General features: G+C 75.1%; 20 protein-coding genes. 6 read left to right on the top strand and 14 right to left on the bottom strand.

Translation table 11 applies throughout. The features are described 5' to 3' along the window. Nucleotides 1-21: 21 nt before the first annotated feature. The 7 genes from pheT to infC form a co-directional block, all read right to left on the bottom strand. Nucleotides 22-2607 (bottom strand): phenylalanine--tRNA ligase subunit beta, encoded by a 2586-nt coding sequence (gene pheT, locus H2O74_RS06680; protein WP_182113672.1) that lies wholly within the window; start codon nt 2605-2607, stop codon nt 22-24. Beyond that, nucleotides 2607-3731 (bottom strand): phenylalanine--tRNA ligase subunit alpha, encoded by a 1125-nt coding sequence (gene pheS / locus H2O74_RS06675; RefSeq protein WP_182113671.1) that lies wholly within the window; start codon nt 3729-3731, stop codon nt 2607-2609. The genes pheT and pheS overlap by 1 nt, the downstream gene beginning before the upstream one ends. A gap of 225 nt (nt 3732-3956) precedes the next feature. Next, on the bottom strand, nt 3957-4577 hold the full coding sequence (gene thpR / locus H2O74_RS06670; protein ID WP_182113670.1) for an RNA 2',3'-cyclic phosphodiesterase: 621 nt from the start codon (nt 4575-4577) through the stop codon (nt 3957-3959). Further along, nucleotides 4577-5416: an RNA methyltransferase gene (locus H2O74_RS06665; RefSeq protein ID WP_182114119.1), complete on the bottom strand. Its 840-nt coding sequence runs from the start codon at nt 5414-5416 to the stop codon at nt 4577-4579. The genes thpR and H2O74_RS06665 overlap by 1 nt, the downstream gene beginning before the upstream one ends. A gap of 94 nt (nt 5417-5510) precedes the next feature. Further along, on the bottom strand, nt 5511-5894 hold the full coding sequence (gene rplT / locus H2O74_RS06660; protein WP_182113669.1) for a 50S ribosomal protein L20: 384 nt from the start codon (nt 5892-5894) through the stop codon (nt 5511-5513). 64 nt (nt 5895-5958) lie between these two features. Beyond that, entirely contained in the window at nt 5959-6153 is a 195-nt protein-coding gene (rpmI, locus tag H2O74_RS06655; protein WP_182114118.1) for a 50S ribosomal protein L35, read from the bottom strand. A 71-nt stretch (nt 6154-6224) separates the two neighbouring features. Then, nucleotides 6225-7328, bottom strand: coding sequence for a translation initiation factor IF-3 (infC, locus tag H2O74_RS06650; RefSeq protein ID WP_255491833.1), 1104 nt, complete (start codon nt 7326-7328; stop codon nt 6225-6227). Between the two features lie 304 nt (nt 7329-7632). Between infC and H2O74_RS06645 the strand changes: the two genes are divergently transcribed. The 6 genes from H2O74_RS06645 (at nt 7633) to H2O74_RS06620 (ending at nt 12003) form a co-directional block, all read left to right on the top strand. Next, on the top strand, nt 7633-8040 hold the full coding sequence (locus tag H2O74_RS06645) for a Fur family transcriptional regulator (RefSeq protein ID WP_182113668.1): 408 nt from the start codon (nt 7633-7635) through the stop codon (nt 8038-8040). Nucleotides 8041-8134: 94 nt separating this feature from the next. Beyond that, nucleotides 8135-9631 (top strand): catalase, encoded by a 1497-nt coding sequence (locus tag H2O74_RS06640; RefSeq protein WP_182113667.1) that lies wholly within the window; start codon nt 8135-8137, stop codon nt 9629-9631. A gap of 77 nt (nt 9632-9708) precedes the next feature. Then, complete coding sequence (locus H2O74_RS06635; protein WP_182113666.1) at nt 9709-10095, top strand: DUF1844 domain-containing protein; 387 nt, start codon at nt 9709-9711, stop codon at nt 10093-10095. 52 nt (nt 10096-10147) lie between these two features. Next, nucleotides 10148-10732, top strand: coding sequence for a hypothetical protein (locus tag H2O74_RS06630; RefSeq protein ID WP_255491832.1), 585 nt, complete (start codon nt 10148-10150; stop codon nt 10730-10732). Further along, nucleotides 10729-11493: a S1C family serine protease gene (locus tag H2O74_RS06625; RefSeq protein WP_255491831.1), complete on the top strand. Its 765-nt coding sequence runs from the start codon at nt 10729-10731 to the stop codon at nt 11491-11493. The genes H2O74_RS06630 and H2O74_RS06625 overlap by 4 nt, the downstream gene beginning before the upstream one ends. A 48-nt stretch (nt 11494-11541) precedes the next feature. Continuing rightward, nucleotides 11542-12003 carry a spore germination protein GerW family protein gene (locus tag H2O74_RS06620; protein ID WP_220458029.1) on the top strand — a complete coding sequence of 154 codons (462 nt, stop codon included), beginning with the start codon at nt 11542-11544 and terminating at the stop codon, nt 12001-12003. 34 nt (nt 12004-12037) lie between these two features. On the opposite strand, the gene H2O74_RS06615 is transcribed toward H2O74_RS06620, so the two are convergent. From H2O74_RS06615 to H2O74_RS06585, 7 genes are read right to left on the bottom strand one after another with little or no spacing between them, the layout of a single operon-like run. After that, nucleotides 12038-12757: an SseB family protein gene (locus tag H2O74_RS06615; RefSeq protein ID WP_182113665.1), complete on the bottom strand. Its 720-nt coding sequence runs from the start codon at nt 12755-12757 to the stop codon at nt 12038-12040. Further along, the gene (priA, locus tag H2O74_RS06610) at nt 12757-13485 is read right to left on the bottom strand and encodes a bifunctional 1-(5-phosphoribosyl)-5-((5-phosphoribosylamino)methylideneamino)imidazole-4-carboxamide isomerase/phosphoribosylanthranilate isomerase PriA (RefSeq protein WP_182113664.1); all 729 of its coding nucleotides are present in this window, start codon (nt 13483-13485) and stop codon (nt 12757-12759) included. The genes H2O74_RS06615 and priA overlap by 1 nt, the downstream gene beginning before the upstream one ends. 8 nt (nt 13486-13493) lie before the next feature. After that, nucleotides 13494-14135 (bottom strand): imidazole glycerol phosphate synthase subunit HisH, encoded by a 642-nt coding sequence (hisH, locus tag H2O74_RS06605; protein ID WP_182113663.1) that lies wholly within the window; start codon nt 14133-14135, stop codon nt 13494-13496. A gap of 53 nt (nt 14136-14188) precedes the next feature. Beyond that, entirely contained in the window at nt 14189-14635 is a 447-nt protein-coding gene (locus H2O74_RS06600; RefSeq protein WP_182113662.1) for a hypothetical protein, read from the bottom strand. Continuing rightward, complete coding sequence (hisB, locus tag H2O74_RS06595) at nt 14632-15267, bottom strand: imidazoleglycerol-phosphate dehydratase HisB (RefSeq protein ID WP_182113661.1); 636 nt, start codon at nt 15265-15267, stop codon at nt 14632-14634. Before hisB ends, H2O74_RS06600 begins: the two co-directional genes overlap by 4 nt. Then, complete coding sequence (locus H2O74_RS06590; protein WP_255491830.1) at nt 15264-16364, bottom strand: histidinol-phosphate transaminase; 1101 nt, start codon at nt 16362-16364, stop codon at nt 15264-15266. Before H2O74_RS06590 ends, hisB begins: the two co-directional genes overlap by 4 nt. Before the next feature lie 45 nt (nt 16365-16409). Continuing rightward, nucleotides 16410-17045, bottom strand: a complete 636-nt coding sequence (locus H2O74_RS06585; RefSeq protein ID WP_182113659.1) for a hypothetical protein — start codon at nt 17043-17045, stop codon at nt 16410-16412. Nucleotides 17046-17111 lie beyond the last annotated feature (66 nt).

Below are 17111 nucleotides of genomic sequence, written 5' to 3'. Positions count from 1 at the left end.
CGGGCTGCCGCTCCGGCCCGCTCAGGCCTCGGTGCCCCGCAGGACCGCGCCATGGCGCCGGTGCGCCTCCGCGAGCGCCGCCTCACGCACGGCGGCGGCCTCCTGCGCCGTGAGCGTGCGGTCCGGCGCGCGCAGCCGCAGCGCGAAGGCCAGCGAACGGCGGTCGGCACCCAGCTCCGGGCTCGTGTAGACGTCGAACAGCCGCACGTCCTCGACCACGTCACCGGCCGCCGACGAGCGCGCGCCCGCGGCGACCGCCGCGAGCACCTCCCCCGCCGGGACGGCGGCGTCGACCACCAGCGCGAGGTCCTCCTTCGCGAGCGGGAAGGTCGAGACGGGCGTCGCCTGGCGCGGCTCGGGGTCGCGGGCCGCGAGGAGCCGGTCGAGGTCCACCTCGAACGCGCTCGCGCGCTCGGGCAGGCGCAGCGCCGTCACCACGTTGGGGTGCAGCTCACCGGCGTGACCGACGAGGGTCCCGTCAGCGAGCCGCAGCCGCGCGCACCGTCCCGGGTGCCAGGGGGCACGCTCGTCGGCCTCGACCACGACCTCGACGCCCACGGTCCGCGCCACCAGGAGCGCCGCGGCGATCGCGTCCGTGTGGTCGGCGCGGCGCCCGGGGCCCCACCAGCCCGCGGGCTCGCGCAGGCCGGCCAGGACGCCCGCGACGCGCCGGGGCTGGGCCGGGACCGCCGCGGCCAGACGCGCGAGGTCCGCGTCGCTCGGTCGTGCGGCGCCCGGGAGGCGGGGGGCCGGTGGTGCGTCCGGCGCGGGCAGCGTGACCAGGCCGATCTCGCTGAGGGCCAGGTCCGTGGTGCCCCGCGAGACGTTCCGTCGGGCCGTGTCCAGGAGCGTGACGAGCAGGCTCGTCCGCAGCTCCGGCTGCTCGTCCGACAGGGGGTTGACCAGGCGCAGCCCGCGGCGGCGCTCGTCGTCCGCCGGCAGGGCCAGCTCGTCGTGCTGGTGGGCACCGACGAAGGGGTAGCTGAGCGTCTCCACGAAGCCCGCGGCGGCCAGCGCGCGCGCCACGGCGCGCCGGAGCTGCTGCTCCTGCGTCAGCCCGCGGCCCGACGGCGCGTGCGGGAGGACGGACGGGATGGCGTCGTACCCGCGGATGCGCGCCACCTCCTCGACGAGGTCCACGCCCGTGGTCAGGTCGGGGCGCCACGTCGGCGGGGTGACGCGCGCGCCGCCCTCGCCGACCGGCTCGACGGTGCAGCCGATCGCCTCGAGCGTCGAGCGGACCTCCTCGTGCGTGTACGGCACGCCGACGACCCGGGCCGGCAGGTCCAGGTCGACCTCGACGGCGCGCGGGGCCGTGGTGCGGTCGAGGTCGCTGAGCCCGTCGACCCGCCCGCCACCGTGCTCGACGAGCAGGGCCGCGGCGCGCCGGACGGCGACCAGGGGGAGCTGCGGGTCGACCCCGCGCTCGAAGCGCCGCGACGCCTCGCTCGGCAGCCTGTGCCGGCGGGCGGTGCGGGCGACCGAGACGGGGTCGAAGTGCGCCGCCTCGAGGAGCAGGTCCGTGGTCGCCGGGCCCACCTCGCTCTCGGCGCCGCCCATGACGCCGGCCAGGCCGAGCACCCGCGACGCCCGAGCGCCGTCGGGCGAGTCCGTGATGAGGAGGTCCTCGGCGTCGAGCGCGCGGTCGACCCCGTCGAGCGTGGTCAGCCGCTCCCCCGGCTCGGCCCGGCGCACGACCACCGGAGCCGCGACCTTCGCGAGGTCGTAGGCGTGCAGGGGCTGGCCGAGATCGAGCATCACGTAGTTCGTGACGTCCACGGCGAGCGAGATCGGCCGCATGCCGGCCTGGGTGAGGCGACGCTGCATCCAGGCGGGCGACGGCGCGGATGCCGCCACGCCGCGCACGACGAGCGCCACGAAGCGGTCGGCGCCCGCGGCACCGTTGATCGGGGCGTCGTCCGTGATCTCGACGGGGAAGCCGTCCCCGGCGACGACGTCGTCGGGCACCGGGAGGGCGGGGTCGGTGAAGGCCGCACCCGTCGCGTGGCCGTACTCCCGGGCGACGCCGCGCATCGAGAAGCAGTAGCCGCGGTCCGGCGTCACGTTGATCTCGAGCACCTCGTCGGCGAGCCCGAGGAGCTCGCGGGCGTCGGTGCCGGGCGTCGTCGACGCGGCGTCGTAGCCGAGGCGATCGAGCACGATGATGCCGTCGTGGTCCTCGCCGAGGCCGAGCTCCTTGGCGGAGCAGATCATGCCGTCCGAGACGTGGCCGTAGGTCTTGCGCGACGCGATCGGGAATGGCCCGGGCAGGACGGCCCCGGGCAGCGCGACGACGACGCGGTCGCCGACGTCGAAGTTGTGCGCGCCGCAGACGATGCCGCGCGGGCCGACCGTGCCGTCCTCACCGACCTCGCCGAGCTCGGGGCCAACGTCGACGCGGCACCAGTTGATCGTCTTGCCGTTCTTCTGCGGCTCGGGAGTGCGGGCCACGACCTCGCCGACGACGAGCGGACCGGTCACGGCGGCGCCGTGGATGGCCTCCTCCTCGAGCCCGACACGGACCAGATCGGCGGCGAGCTGGTCGGCCGTCGTGCCGGGGGGCAGGTCGACGTGCTCGGCGAGCCAGGACAGCGGGATGCGCGGCATCAGAGGGCCCCTTCCAGCTGGAGCGAGAAGCGGACGTCGCCCTCGACCATGTCGTGCATGTCCGCGACGCCGTGGCGCAGCATGAGGGTCCGCTCGATGCCCATGCCGAAGGCGAAGCCCGTGTACTCGTCGGGGTCGACCCCGCACGCCCGCAGGACGTTCGGGTTGACCATGCCGCAGCCGCCCCACTCGATCCAGCCGGCCCCGCCCTTCTTCTGGGGGAACCAGAGGTCGAGCTCGGCGCTCGGCTCCGTGAAGGGGAAGAACGAGGGCCGGAAGCGCGTCCGCGCCTCGGGGCCGAACATCGCACGCGCGAAGTGGTCCAGCGTGCCCTTGAGGTGCGCCATGGTCAGGCCCTTGTCGACCGCGAGGCCCTCGACCTGGTGGAAGACCGGCGTGTGGGTCGCGTCGAGCTCGTCCGTGCGGAACACCTTGCCGGGGCACGCGATGTAGACCGGCAGCTCACGCTCGAGCAGGGTCCGTGCCTGGACCGGCGAGGTGTGCGTGCGCAGCACCAGGCCGGAGTCGGCGCCCGCCGTGGGGTGCGCCACGAAGAAGGTGTCCTGCATCTGGCGGGCGGGATGGTCGACACCGAAGTTCAGCGCGTCGAAGTTGAACCACTCGGCCTCGAGCTCCGGGCCCTCGGCGATCTCCCAGCCCATCGCCACGAAGACGTCGGCGACGCGCTCCTGGAGCACCTCCAGCGGGTGCCTGGCGCCGTGGGGGGCGCGGTCCGCGGGGAGCGTGACGTCGACCGTCTCCTCCACCAGGACGCGGGCGTCCCGCTCGGCCTCCAGGACGGTCTGCCGCGCGGCGAGCGCCGCCTGCACGCGTCCGCGGGCGCCGCCGACGAGCTTGCCGGCGGCGGCCTTGTCCGCGCCCGGCAGGCCCCCGATGGCGCGGTTCGCGAGGGCCAGCGGGCTGCGGTCGCCCGCGTGGGCGAGCCGGACCGCCTTCAGCGCGTCGAGGTCGGGCGCCGAGCCGATCGCCGCGAGCGCCGCGTCGACGGCCGCCGCGACGCCGTCGACGTCGAGCGGGGACAGGGGCGCGGCGCTGCCGATCTCGGTGCCGGCGGGCGCAGCGTTCTCGGGCACAGCGTTCTCGGGCACAGGGGTGTCGGGCATGGAGCGGGAGCCTTCCGGGGCGGGGCGTGCCGGCGCGATGTGCAACGGCGTGCAGGGCGGTACGGCCAGGTCGAGGGTGTGGCCCGCGGGCGGTCTCGCCGGACGCGCGCACCGCGCGCGATCCGGAGCGCGGCTCAGCGCCGCGGCCCACCTGCGGGCCGGCTAAATCGGCGACCACCGGCCCCCGTGCGCCTCTGCGACATGCCCGTCATCCTGCCACAGCGCTCAGGGCCCGGGCGGGCCCAGGCGCAGCACCTCGAGGACCTCGTGCCGGGCGGCGCCACCGGGACCCGCGCCCAGCTCGGAGCGCACGAGCTCGATCTCCTCGACCCGCCACCCGGGCCCGCGGTAGACCGCGAGGGCGTGCGACAGCGCCGCCACCGCCGCCACGCCCGGCTGCTCGCGGCCCCGGGTCGGGCGGCGCCGGGCCTGGTCGCGCACCCGACCGACCGTGAGGTGGGCCCGCGACCGCGGGCGCGGGTCCTGCCGGCCGAGGACCTCGGCGCCGAGGCTCACGGCGCCGTCCATCAGGGCGGTCATGGAGGCGACGTCGCCACCGCACCCGATCCACAGCGTGCGGCGGTCGAACAGCCCTGACCCCTGCAGGCTCAGCCCGAACGGCGCCGTCGCCGCGGCGAGCCCCGCGAGGCCCTGCGCCAGCTCCGGCACGGCGCCGTCCGGCGCCTCGCCGTAGAACGCGAGGGTGAGATGCCGGTCCTGCGGCGGCGTCCACCGCACCGGCCCCTGCCCGTCGTCGGTCGGGGTGCCGGCGCGCGCGAGGACCAGAGCCCGCTCGACGTGGTCGAGGACGTCGCGGGGCGGGCGCACCGCCGCGAACAGCCGCATCAGGCCGGCACTGCGCCGGGCCGTCGGCGCTGCGCCCGGGCGGACGCGTAGAGGCACACCGTGGCCGCCGTCGCGAGGTTGAGCGACTCCGCACGCCCGTGGATCGGCACGCGCACGACGGCGTCGGCGAGGTCGCGGTCGGCGGGGTCCAGGCCCCAGGCCTCGTTGCCGAAGACCCAGACCGTGGGCGTCGCCAGGTCCGGCGCCCCCGTCGGCGCGGCGCCCGCGACGTCCAGCAGCGCGTCCAGGTCGTGCGCGCCGGCACCGTCCGCGGCCGCGACGAGGCAACCGGCGTCGCGCAGCGCCTCGACCGTCGAGGCTAGGGACACGCCCGTCACCACGGGCAGGTGGAACAGGGAGCCGGCGGTCGAGCGCACGACCTTGGGGTTGTGGACGTCCACGCTCCCCTCGGTGAGGACCACGGCGTCCGCGCCGGCGGCGTCGGCCGCGCGGATCACGGCGCCGGCGTTGCCCGGGTCCCGCACCTGGGACAGGACCGCCACCAGCCGGGGGGCGGCAGCGGCCACGTCGGGCAGGGCCGCGGTGCGCGGGCGCAGCACCGCCAGGACGCCCTGCGCGTCCGGGCTCATCGCGTCGAGCACCTCGGCGGTGCCCGTCCGGACCTCGAGGCGTGCCGTGGCGGCGTCCCCGACGATCTCGCCGTAGCGCTGCGCCGCGGCCTCGCTGAGGTAGAGGTCGACGACGTCCGCGGCAGCGAACCGCACGGCCTCGCGCACCGCCTGGGGGCCCTCCACGAGGAAGCGCCCGTGGCGCGCGCGGGCCGAGCGTCCGGCCAGCGACCGGACGGTCCTGACCCGCTCGGCGCGGGGGTTCGTCATCACGGTCGGCACGCGCCGATCCTCCCAGACGCCCGGACGCGCGAGGGCCCCCGGACGACGAGTCGTCCAGGGGCCCTCGAGGTCGTGCTGGTGCTCAGGCGGCCGACGGCGCGTTGACGTCGGCGGGCAGTGCGTCCTTCGCGACCTTGACGAGCGCGTTGAAGGCGGGCGCGTCGTTGACGGCCATGTCGGCCAGGACGCGACGGTCGACCTCGACACCGGCGAGCTTGAGGCCCTGGATGAGGCGGTTGTAGGTCAGCCCCTGCTCGCGGGAGGCAGCGTTGATGCGCTGGATCCACAGCTTGCGGAAGTCGCCCTTGCGCGCCTTGCGGTCACGGTAGGCGTAGACGAGGGAGTGGGTGACCTGCTCCTTCGCCTTCCGGTAGAGGCGCGAGCGCTGGCCGCGGTAACCGCTGGCGCGCTCGAGGGTAGAACGGCGCTTCTTCTGGGCGTTGACCGCCCGCTTCACGCGTGCCACGTGATGCTCCTTGCGTTTCGGGGCTCACAGGTGAGTCGGGGCGCGCGGGAGGCGCGCCGCGGGCTCACTTGCCGAGCAGCTTCTTGATCTTGGGGGCGTCGGCCGGGGAGACGACCTGGTCGGAGGCGAGGCGCCGCGTGCGGCGGCTCGACTTGTGCTCGAACAGGTGGCGGGCGCCCGCCTGCTCCCGCATGATCTTGCCGGTCCCCGTGATCCGGAACCGCTTCTTCGCACCACTGTGCGTCTTGTTCTTCGGCACTGGTGTGCTCTCTTCCATCAGGTCGTCCCGGTCGGGACGAGGTTCACGTGCGGGCCGGGGCCCGCACCTGGTCAGGACGACGCGTCGTCGGTGGACTTCGCCCGGGCGGCCGGCTTGGGGGCCGGACGCGCCGGCTTGGCGGCCGGTGCCGGCCGCGGCGCGGCCGGGCGGGGTGTCGCCGCGGGCTTCGGGGCCGCTGCCGGCGCTGCCGGAGCCTCCCCGGTCGCCGCGGGCTGCGCCCGAGCCGCCGTGCGGGCCGGCGCCGTGCGAGGAGCTGCCGTCCGAGGAGCGGCCGCAGGCCTGGCCGGGGCAGCCGGTGCCGCCTGGGCGGCCGGGCGTGCCGCCGGACGCGGCGCGGCTGCGGGGCGAGCCGGTGCCGCCTCGGCCGGAGCCGACTCCGCGGGCGCAGCCTGCACCGGCGCCGCCGTTCGGGCGGGAGCCGGCGCCTGGACGGGAGCCTGCTCCTGCGCCGGGGCCGGTGCCTCGGCAGGGGCCTGCGCCTGGGCGGGCGCGGCGGACGGCTCCCGCGCCGGACGCTCGGGACGAGCCTCCTCCGGAGCCTGCTGCGCCTTGAGCCGCTGCTGCTCCGCCTTGGCGTCGGCCTTCTTCTTGGTCGGGCCGAGCACCATGATCATGTTTCGGCCGTCCTGCTTCGGCATGCTCTCGATGAAGCCGAGCTCCGCGACGTCGTCGGCCAGGCGCTGCAGGAGGCGCACGCCCATCTCCGGGCGCGACTGCTCGCGACCGCGGAACATGATCATGACCTTGACCTTGTCGCCCGCCTTGAGGAACCGCTCGACGTGGCCCTTCTTGGTGCCGTAGTCGTGCGGGTCGATCTTGAGGCGGAAGCGGATCTCCTTGAGAACCGTGTTGGCCTGGTTCCGGCGCGCCTCACGCGCCTTCATGTCGGCCTCGTACTTGAACTTGCCGAAGTCCATGAGCTTGCAGACCGGGGGCCTGGCGTCGGGAGCGACCTCGACCAGGTCGAGGTCCGCCTCCTGGGCAAGACGAAGGGCGTCCTCCACGCGGACGATGCCGACCTGCTCGCCGTTCGGGCCGACCAGTCGGACCTCGGCGACGCGGATCCGATCGTTGATGCGGGGCTCGCTGATGTGCTGCTCCTCGTGCTCGTCGTGAGACCTCGAGCAACGAAGAAGGCCTCCGGTGCTGAGCACACGCGGAGGCCTGCGTCCGACGGTGCCGCCACACCCTACGAGGGGTGCACCCGACACCAGGTCGCGGCGTCGCGCCGTGACCCTCGGACCGGAACCCGGCACCCTGTCGATCGCACGAGGCGGTCCGTCGGGGCTCGGGTGGGATCTGCTCCACTTGTGCACCGGCACACGCCACCCGCGAGCGGGCAGAACGTACCGGTCGGTCGCGCACCACTCTAGCACCTCCGACCCCGCGACCCCGAGGCGACGGGCGTCACACCCCGAATTCTTGAATGGTTCAAGAAAACTGTGCCATGATCGCGGCATGGACAGCGACACCCTGCGCGACGCGGGGCTCCGGGTGACGGGACCGCGCATCGCGGTGCTCGACGCCGTGGGTCGAGCACCGCACGCGACCGCCGACGCCGTCCTGACGGAGGTGCGCCGCACCCTTCCGACCGTCAGCGTCCAGGCCGTCTACGACGTCCTGCACGCCCTGACCGACGCACGCCTGCTCCGCTGCATCGAGCCGGCGGGCCACCCCGCCCGCTACGAGCGCCGGGTGGGCGACAACCACCACCACGTGGTGTGCCAGGGCTGCGGGGCGATCGACGACGTCGACTGCGCCGTCGGCCCCTCCCCCTGCCTCACGCCCAGCTCGACCGGTGGCTTCACCGTCGAGACGGCGGAGGTCACGTACTGGGGCCTGTGCCCCGACTGCCAGGGCGCCTGAGCGCGCCCACCGAGCAGCAGACGACGCCGGCGGATGCCGGCGTCAGCACCGCCGTGCCGCGATCCCGCGGCACCGCACGACCGGAAGGACCACAGTGACGCCGTTCACCACCACCAACTCCGGGGCGCCCGTCGCCTCCGACGCCCACGCCCTGACCGTCGGCGCCGACGGACCCGTCGTCCTGCACGACCACTACCTGGTGGAGAAGCTCGCCCAGTTCAACCGCGAGCGGGTGCCCGAGCGGGTCGTGCACGCCAAGGGCGGCGGCGCCTTCGGCACGTTCACCACGACGCAGGACGTGAGCCGCTACACGCGCGCCGCGCTCTTCCAGCCGGGCGTGCAGACGCCGATGCTCGCGCGCTTCTCGACGGTGGCCGGCGAGGCGGGCTCGCCCGACACGTGGCGCGACCCGCGCGGCTTCGCGCTGAAGTTCTACACGACCGAGGGCAACTACGACCTGGTCGGCAACAACACGCCCGTCTTCTTCATCCGTGACGGCATCAAGTTCCCGGACTTCATCCACTCGCAGAAGCGCCTGCCGGGCTCCCACCTGCGCGACAACGACATGCAGTGGGACTTCTGGACGCTGTCCCCCGAGTCGGCGCACCAGGTCACGTGGCTCATGGGCGACCGCGGCATCCCCGCATCGTGGCGTCACATGGACGGCTTCGGCTCGCACACGTACCAGTGGATCAACGCCGAGGGCGAGCGGTTCTGGGTCAAGTACCACTTCCGCACCGACCAGGGCATCAAGAACATGACGCCGGACGAGGCGTCGCAGCTCGCCGGCTCCGACGCGGACGTGCACATCCGGGACCTGCACGAGGCCATCGAGGGCGGTGACTTCCCCTCGTGGACGCTGTCGGTCCAGGTCATGCCGTACGCGGAGGCGGCGGAGTACCGCTTCAACCCGTTCGACCTGACGAAGGTGTGGCCGCACGCGGACTACCCGCTCATCGAGGTCGGCACCATGCAGCTCAACCGCAACCCGCAGAACTACTTCGCCGAGATCGAGCAGGCGACCTTCGCCCCCTCGAACTTCGTCCCCGGCATCGCGGCGAGCCCCGACAAGATGCTGCTCGCGCGGATCTTCTCCTACGCCGACGCGCACCGGTACCGCGTGGGCACGAACCACGCGCAGCTGCCGGTCAACGCGCCGCACAACGCGCCCGTGCACTCGTACTCGCAGGACGGCGCCGCGCGCTACACGTTCAACGCGCCCGAGATCCCGGTCTACGCCCCCAACTCGCGGGGCGGCGCGCACGCCGAGCCGGCCCGCGCGGGCGAGTCCGGCTGGGAGTCGGACGGCGCGATGGTGCGGGCGGCCGCCACGCTGCACCCGCAGGACGACGACTTCGGCCAGGCGGGCACGCTGTACCGCGAGGTCTTCGACGACGCCGCCCGGGCGCGCTTCCTCGACGTCATCACCGGGCACGTGGGCGGTGTCAAGGCTGCGGACATCCGCGAGCGCGCCATCGCGTACTGGACCCAGGTGGACGCCGGCCTCGGTGCCGCGCTCCGGGCGAACCTGGCCGGCACGGCGCCCATCGAGACGGGACAGCCGGCCACGTCGGCGCTGCCCGTCGACTGACCGTCCCGCAGGACCCGAGGGGCCCGTCCCGGACCACGCGTCCGGGGCGGGCCCCTCGCCGGTGAGAGGATCGACCCATGAGCCAGCAGGACGCGAGCGCGCCGACCCCGAGCACCTCCGAGACCACCGACGGCGCCCTGCGCGACATCGCCGACGTCGCCGCCGTGGAGGTCATCACCACCGCCGCCGTCCACCTCATGAGCGCCGCCGCGGTCAAGTGCGGGCTCAGCCCGGACACCGAGACCGTCCGCGGCGAGGACCTGCAGGACCTGGACGAGGCGCGCAAGCTCATCACCGCGCTCGCCGGCCTCGTCACGGCCGCGGCGCCCGACATCGGCAACCAGCACGCGCGCTCGCTGCGCGACGGGCTGCGCTCGCTGCAGCTGGCGTTCCGCGAGGCGTCGCCCTTCCCCGACGCGCCGGGCGAGGGCCCCGGGGAGCGACTCACCGGCGCGGTGAGCTGATCCGCGGCGTGCTCCCGGTCACGGCGCACCCGTGCTCTCCTATCCTGGACGGATGACGGAACCGGCCTCGACGGCCACCACGGACCCGGACGCGCCCGCGCGTCCCGAGCCCTTGCGACGCACGCGGCGCCGTCGGACACGCCTGGTGGCCGTCGTCGTCCTCGCGGTCCTGCTCGTGGTGGCGGTCGTGGCGGCCGTGCACCTGTACCGGACGTCGACCGCGTGGCGGGACCGCGCGGGCCAGTACGAGGCCACGGCGCAGGACCTCGGCACCGAGCTGGCCACGACACGGGCGGAGCTCGAGGGCGCGCGCGGCGAGCTCGAGGGCGTGCGGTCGCAGCTGACGACGGCGAACGAGCGGATCGTCGAGCTCGCCGACGAGAAGGCCCAGATCGGCGACGACCGCGAGGTGCAGCGGCAGCTCGTCGACTACCAGCAGCGCGTCTCCGTCGCCGCCGGCACCGTCGCGCTCGCGCTCGACCGGTGCGTGCAGGGGCAGAACCAGCTGATCGGCTACCTCGAGAACGCCGCGCAGTACGATCCGGTCGAGCTCGAACGCTTCGGCACGGAGGTGCAGGCGCTGTGCCAGACCGCGACCGACGCGAACGCCGCGCTGCAGCGGGAGCTCGGCCAGTGAGGCGCCGTCTGCGCGCCCGGGCGGTGCCGGCTGCCACCGCGCTCCTCCTGGTGGGGGCGCTGGCGGGGTGCGCGGCCGTGCAGGAGACCGTCGACGACTTCCCCCGGATGCCCGGTCCCGTCCGGACCGACTTCGTGCCCAGCGAGGCCCCGCTCGAGCAGTCCGGGACGGGGAACCTCTCGCCCGACGGGTTCGACGCGGTGGAGCGCCTCGCGGTCCGGATCCGCAACGTCGGGTGCAGCTCGCTCTCGACCGGCTCGGGCTTCGCGATCGACGCCACCACGCTGATCACCAACAAGCACGTCGTGGCGGACTCGGCCGACCTCCAGGTCCAGACGTACGACGGGCGCGACGTCCCGGTGACGGCGGCCAGCACGGCCACGCTGGCCGACCTCGCCGTCGTCCGCACCGCGGAGGACCTCCCCAGCTACCCCGAGCTCGCCGGGAGCGACCCGGTGCCGGGCGACGCCGTGACCGTCGTCGGCTATCCCCAGGGCGGCGCCCTGACGCTCACCACGGGACAGGTCATCGGCAGCACCACGGACCCGCTGCACGAGAACCTGGGCGAGGTGCTCGTCACCGACGCGGCCGTCGAGCCCGGCAGCTCCGGGTCCGCCGTCCTGGACGCCGACGGTCACGTGGTCGGCGTCGTGTACGCGAAGAACGCGTCGGGGCAGAGCTTCATCGTGCCCGTCAGCACGGTGCGCACCCTCCTGGCGGACGAGGCCTCCTTCACCCCCGCGTCGCAGTGCTCCCCCTGAGCAGGCCCGAGCAGCGAGAGACCCACCACCGAGGGGATGGAGGCAGTCGTGGACGAGAACCAGGACCCGCAGGGACGCCACGGGCACGGACCCGCGCACGGGCACGGACCCGGGCGGCGGCGAGGGCTGCGCGGCCGGACGGACACCGCGGTGCGCGTCGCGGGTGACGCCCTGCACGTGCGCCGCGTCTTCGGCGAGCCCGTGCAGCAGGACGGCGTCACGCTCGTCCCCGTGGCGCTCGTCACGGGTGCCGCCGGGTCCGGCTGGGGCACGGGCGAGCTCGGGGGCGGCGCGAGCACCGACGCCCGCGGCGAGGGCACGGGTGCGGGTGGCGGCGGCGGGTTCGGCGTCCGCGCCCGACCGGTCGGCGTCTACGTGGTGCGCGGCAGCGACGTCTCCTGGGAGCCGGCGTTGGACCTCGGCCGGGTGATCGTCGTCGGCCAGGTGGTCACCGGCGTGGCTGCCCTCGCCCTCGCGTGGGCGCTGCGCGCGCGACGCCGGCACCACTGAGGTCAGGGCGGGCGGCGCCGCCCCTCGGGGTCCGTCAGGCGGCCGCGACGACCTTCAGCTCGATCGAGTCCGCGCGGGCGGCGACGTCCGCGCCACCGAGCGCGTCGCCGACGGCCTGCAGCAGCCGGTCGAGGGCCGGACGGTCGAGGCCCGGACGGACCCCGAGCACGACCGCCACCTCGGCCGAGCGTCCCGGGACGACGTCGACCGACGCCAGGTGGGCCACGCGTGACAGGGCCGCGCGGACGGCCGCGGCCACGTCGGGCGCCACGGCACCGGCCGTCACCGCGGGCTCCCAGGCGACGCCCCGGGCGAGCGCGTGGACCGCCGGCGCCGGGACGACGGCCGTGACGGGCCCCGCCGCGTCGACGACCAGCACGTGCCAGCCCTCCTCGAGGCACGCCGCGGCCGCCCGTCGGGCCGACGCCGGCACCGGCCGCGCCCTCGGGTGCCACGCCGCCATCGCGGCGGTGCTCGTGAAGACCGGCAGCGCGGTGCGGCCGTCGGGCGCGCGCAGCGCCACCACACCCGCTGACGCCTCCTTGTCGACGTGCAGCCCGGCCTCGGTCCGACCGGACGCCTCGAGCTCGGCCAGCACCGGGACGAGCAGGCGTGCGCCGTCCAGCGCCGCGACGAGCGCGGCGTCGGCCCGTGCCCCGGGCTCGTGCCGCGCGAGCGCCGCGGCGAGCGCGGGGTCGGCCGAGCCGTCGTCGCCCGCGAACGGCGACGTGCCGGGCAGCGCGCGTCCGGCCACTACGGGCGCCCGGCGACGTCCAGCGCCTCGGGGAGCGTGAACGCGCCCGCGTACAGGGCCTTGCCCACGATCGCTCCCTCGACGCCCTCCCCCACGAGGTCGCGGAGCGCGACGAGGTCGTCGAGGCTCGAGATGCCGCCCGACGCGACCACCGGGGCGTCGGTACGGGCGCAGACCTCGCGCAGGAGCTCGACGTTCGGGCCGCGCAGGGTGCCGTCCTTGGTGACGTCCGTGACGACGTAGCGCGAGCACCCGGCGGCGTCCAGGCGGGCGAGCACCTCCCAGAGGTCGCCGCCCTCCCGCGTCCAGCCGCGCGCCGCCAGCGTGGTGCCGCGCACGTCCAGGCCGACCGCGATCGCGTCGCCATGACGGGCGATGACATCCGCCGTCCACTCCGGGTTCTCCAGGGCCGCGGTGCCGAGGTTGACCCGGGTGCACCCGGTCGCCAGCGCCCGCTCGAGCGAGGCGTCGTCGCGGATGCCGCCCGACATCTCGACCTTCACGTCGAGCGCGCCGACGACCTCGGCGAGGAGGTCCGCGTTGGAGCCGCAGCCGAAGGCCGCGTCGAGGTCGACCAGGTGGATCCACTCGGCACCGCCGGCCTGCCAGTCGAGCGCGGCCTGCAGCGGGCTGCCGTACGAGGTCTCGGAGCCGGCCTCGCCCTGGACGAGGCGGACCGCCTGCCCGTCGGCGACGTCCACGGCGGGCAGGAGCTGGAGTCGTTCCATGCGGAGGCTCAGTGTCCCTTCAGGGCGGTGACCCAGTTCTCGAGGAGATGGGCGCCGGCGTCGCCGGACTTCTCGGGGTGGAACTGCGTGGCGGACAGCGGGCCGTTCTCGACGGCCGCGACGAACCGCTCGCCGTGCTCGGACCACGTCACGGTCGGTGGGGTGAGGCGGCCTCCGCCGAGCGGCGGCATCTCGCGCACCGCGTAGGAGTGCACGAAGTAGAACCGCTCGTCCTCGACGCCCGCGAACAGCCGGGTGCCGGGCTCGGGGTCGACCTCGGACCAGCCCATGTGCGGCACGACGGGCGCCTCGAGCTTCTCGACGACGCCGGGCCACTCCCCCAGGCCCTGCGTGCGCTCCCCGTGCTCGACGCCCTCGGTGAACATCACCTGCATGCCGACGCAGATCCCGAGCACGGGGCGCCCTCCGGCGAGGCGGCGGTCGATGATCTGGTCACCCCGCACGGCACGCAGGCCCTCCATCACGGCCGCGAAGGCACCGACACCCGGGACCACGAGGCCGTCCGCCTCCTGCGCCGCGACGGGATCCGCCGTCAGCTCGACGTCGGCGCCGACGCGCTCCAGCGCACGGGTCGCGGAGCGCACGTTGCCGAAGCCGTAGTCCAGCACGACGACGCGGGGGGTGCTCACGGGGACGATTCTACGGTCGGTCCGCGGTGCCAGCCGGACCGTCCACGGCTGGGTCAGCCCGCACGCCGCCCGGCGCGCGCGGCCCGGGCGAGGACGCGCGCGGCACGCAGCCGGGACATGCCGACCGACGTGACGGTCCCCGGCAGCTCCGACGCCGTCGCCTGCCCGAGGAGGAGCTGCTCGATCTCGGGCGGTGCCCCGTCGAGCAGGAGCCCGGGGGCGACCTCCTCCTCCTGCTTGCCCCCGCTCCACCGACCGGCGCGGAGCTGGCCGTCCCGCTGGACGATGAGCACCACGGGCGTGTTCTTCAGCAGCTGCGAGAGGACCTGGGCCACCAGCTCGGGGTCCCCCACGGCGGTCGAGCGGCACACGGCGACGGCGCCGATCGAGGTGGGCACGGCGTCGACCGGCACCTTGCTCATGGCGCACGCCGCCGCCAGGCCCTCCGGCATCGCGACCTGCGTCAGCACGACGGCGGCCGGCGCGAGCTCCGCGCTCACAGCGCACCCTTGGTCGAGGGCACGCCGTCGACCCGCGGGTCGCGCGCGACCGCGGAGCGCAGCGCACGCGCGAGGGCCTTGAACTGCGCCTCGACGATGTGGTGGGGGTCGCGGCCGGCGAGCACCCGCATGTGGATGCAGATGCCGGCGTGGTGCGCGATCGACTCGAGGACGTGCCGCGTGAGGGACCCCGTGAAGTGCCCGCCGATGAGGTGGTACTCCTGGCCCGCGGGCTCGCCCGTGTGCACGAGGTAGGGGCGCCCCGAGACGTCCACGACCGCCTGCGCGAGCGCCTCGTCGAGGGGCACCAGGGCGTCGCCGAAGCGACCGATGCCCGCCTTGTCGCCGAGCGCCTGGCGCAGCGCCTCGCCGATCGAGATGGCGACGTCCTCGACCGTGTGGTGCACGTCCACGTCGGTGTCGCCGCTGGCGCGCACGACGAGGTCGATCAGGGAGTGCTTGCCCAGTGCGGTGAGCATGTGGTCGTAGAACGGCACGGACGTCGAGATCTCCGTGCGTCCGGTGCCGTCGAGGTCCAGCTCCACCAGGACGCTCGACTCCGACGTCGTCCGCTCGACGCGTCCCGTCCGGCGGCCGCGCGTCGGCGCCGCCTCGCTCGCTGCTGCGGTCACAGTCCAGCCACCTCCACCAGGGCGTCCTTGAACGCCGTCATCTCCGCCGGGGTCCCGATCGAGACCCGCAGCCAGCCGTCCGGGCCCACCTCGCGGATGAGCACGCCGCGGTCGAGCAGACCCTGCCAGACCGCGTGCCGGTCGTCGAACGTGCCGAACAGCACGAAGTTGGCGTCGGTCGGCGCGACCTGCAGGCCCCGGGCCCGGAGCCAGTCCACCGTCTCGTCGCGCTCGGCCCGCAGGGAGCCGACCTGCGCCATGAGCTCGTCGGCGTGCGCGAGCGCCGCGCGGGCGACCGCCTGGGTGACGGCCGACAGGTGGTACGGCAGGCGCACCACGCGCAGCGCGTCGACGAGCGCGGGCGCCGCGGCGAGGTAGCCGACGCGGGCGCCCGCCAGACCGAAGGCCTTGGACATCGTCCGGCTCACCGCGAGCGCCGGGTGGTCGGCCAGGAGCTCGAGAGCGGACGGCGTCCCGTCGCGGCGGAACTCGCCGTAGGCCTCGTCGACGACGACGACGCAGCCGCCCGGGACGTCGTCGGCCGCCGCCAGCAGGGCCTGGACCTCGGCGCGGGTCAGCGCCGTGCCCGTGGGGTTGTTGGGGCTCGCGAGCAGGACGACGCTCGGCGCGTGCTCGGCGACCGCCGCGACGGCGCGGTCGAGGTCGAGCGTGAAGTCCTCGGCGCGGTGCGCCGTCACCCACCGGGTGGACGTGTCGCGCGCGTACTCGGGGTACATCGAGTACGTGGGGGCGAACGAGAGGGCCGTCCGGCCCGGCCCGCCGAACGCCTGGAGCAGGTGCAGCATGACCTCGTTCGAGCCGTTGGCGGCCCAGACGCCGTCGGGCGCCACCTCGACGCCCGACTCGCGCCGCAGGTACGCCGCCAGGTCCTGGCGCAGCGCCGGGAAGTCCCGGTCGGGGTACCGGTTCAGCCCGCGGGCGGCCTCACCGGCGGCCCGGGCGATGTCGGCCACGACGGCGTCCGACGGCGGGTACGGGTTCTCGTTGACGTTGAGCAGCACGGGCACGTCGAGCTGCGGGGCTCCGTAGGGCGCCAGGCCCCGGAGCTCCGGGCGCAGCGGCAGGCTCGGGGTCACGCGCCGATCGTAGCCAGCGCCGGGCACGGACCCCTGCCGCGCCCGTCAGGCGGCCGGCGCGAGGTCGAGGACCTGCCGCCCGTCCCGCTCCACGAAGCCGACCGCGCGCAGGTAGCGCGCGGACGACGTCATGCCCGGGGACGCGACGACGCGTCGCGTGCCCAGAGCCGCGAAGGGCCCGTCCGGGCGGAAGACGAACTCACCGGGCGTGAAGTCCCGGTAGGGCGGCAGGACGTAGTCGAGCAGGACCTCCTGCTCACCCGGCTGCTCCCCCGCACGTGCCAGCACGACGCCGACGACGGTGTCGCCGGTGCTGACCACGAAGGCGTGCTCGGCCTGCGACGCGGCGTCGTCCGGGAGCTCGGGGTTGAACGTCCGGATGTCGGCGGCGTGCCGGGCGAGCAGGTGGCGCAGGAACGGCTCGGCGACGCCCATCGGCACCGCGTCGTAGGTCAGCGGGTCGTGGCGTGCCCTGGTGGCGCGGACGACCACCGTGATGTTGATCACCGTGAGGACGACGTTCATCACCGCCATCGGCCACACCCCGAGAGCCGCGTTGTAGCCGATGAGCACGACGCACGAGATCGTGTTGAGGACCCGGAACCGCAGCACACGCGTCTGCAGCAGGGAGGCCACCAGCAGCGCGGAGCCCAGCCAGCCGATCACTTCGAGCACTGGCACGTACGCCTCCCGTCCGGCGCGGCCGCCGTCGGCCCGCCCTCGCACGGACGTCCTCGTCCGTGGGGC

This window comes from Actinotalea sp. JY-7876, from assembly GCF_014042015.1.
Taxonomy (GTDB): domain Bacteria; phylum Actinomycetota; class Actinomycetes; order Actinomycetales; family Cellulomonadaceae; genus Actinotalea.
Note: the sequence above shows the minus strand (reverse complement) of the source record. Positions and strands in the feature narration are given on the sequence as shown.

Bases quoted from the DNA above. Each gene is read 5' to 3' on its own strand.
- pheT (WP_182113672.1), bottom strand. From the start codon at position 2,607: ATGCCGCGCATCCCGCTGTCCTGGCTCGCCGAGCACGTCGACCTGCCC.
- pheS (WP_182113671.1), bottom strand. From the start codon at position 3,731: ATGCCCGACACCCCTGTGCCCGAGAACGCTGTGCCCGAGAACGCTGCG.
- thpR (WP_182113670.1), bottom strand. From the start codon at position 4,577: ATGCGGCTGTTCGCGGCGGTGCGCCCGCCCCGCGACGTCCTCGACCAC.
- H2O74_RS06665 (WP_182114119.1), bottom strand. From the start codon at position 5,416: ATGACGAACCCCCGCGCCGAGCGGGTCAGGACCGTCCGGTCGCTGGCC.
- H2O74_RS06645 (WP_182113668.1), top strand. From the start codon at position 7,633: ATGGACAGCGACACCCTGCGCGACGCGGGGCTCCGGGTGACGGGACCG.
- H2O74_RS06635 (WP_182113666.1), top strand. From the start codon at position 9,709: ATGAGCCAGCAGGACGCGAGCGCGCCGACCCCGAGCACCTCCGAGACC.
- H2O74_RS06630 (WP_255491832.1), top strand. From the start codon at position 10,148: ATGACGGAACCGGCCTCGACGGCCACCACGGACCCGGACGCGCCCGCG.
- priA (WP_182113664.1), bottom strand. From the start codon at position 13,485: ATGGAACGACTCCAGCTCCTGCCCGCCGTGGACGTCGCCGACGGGCAG.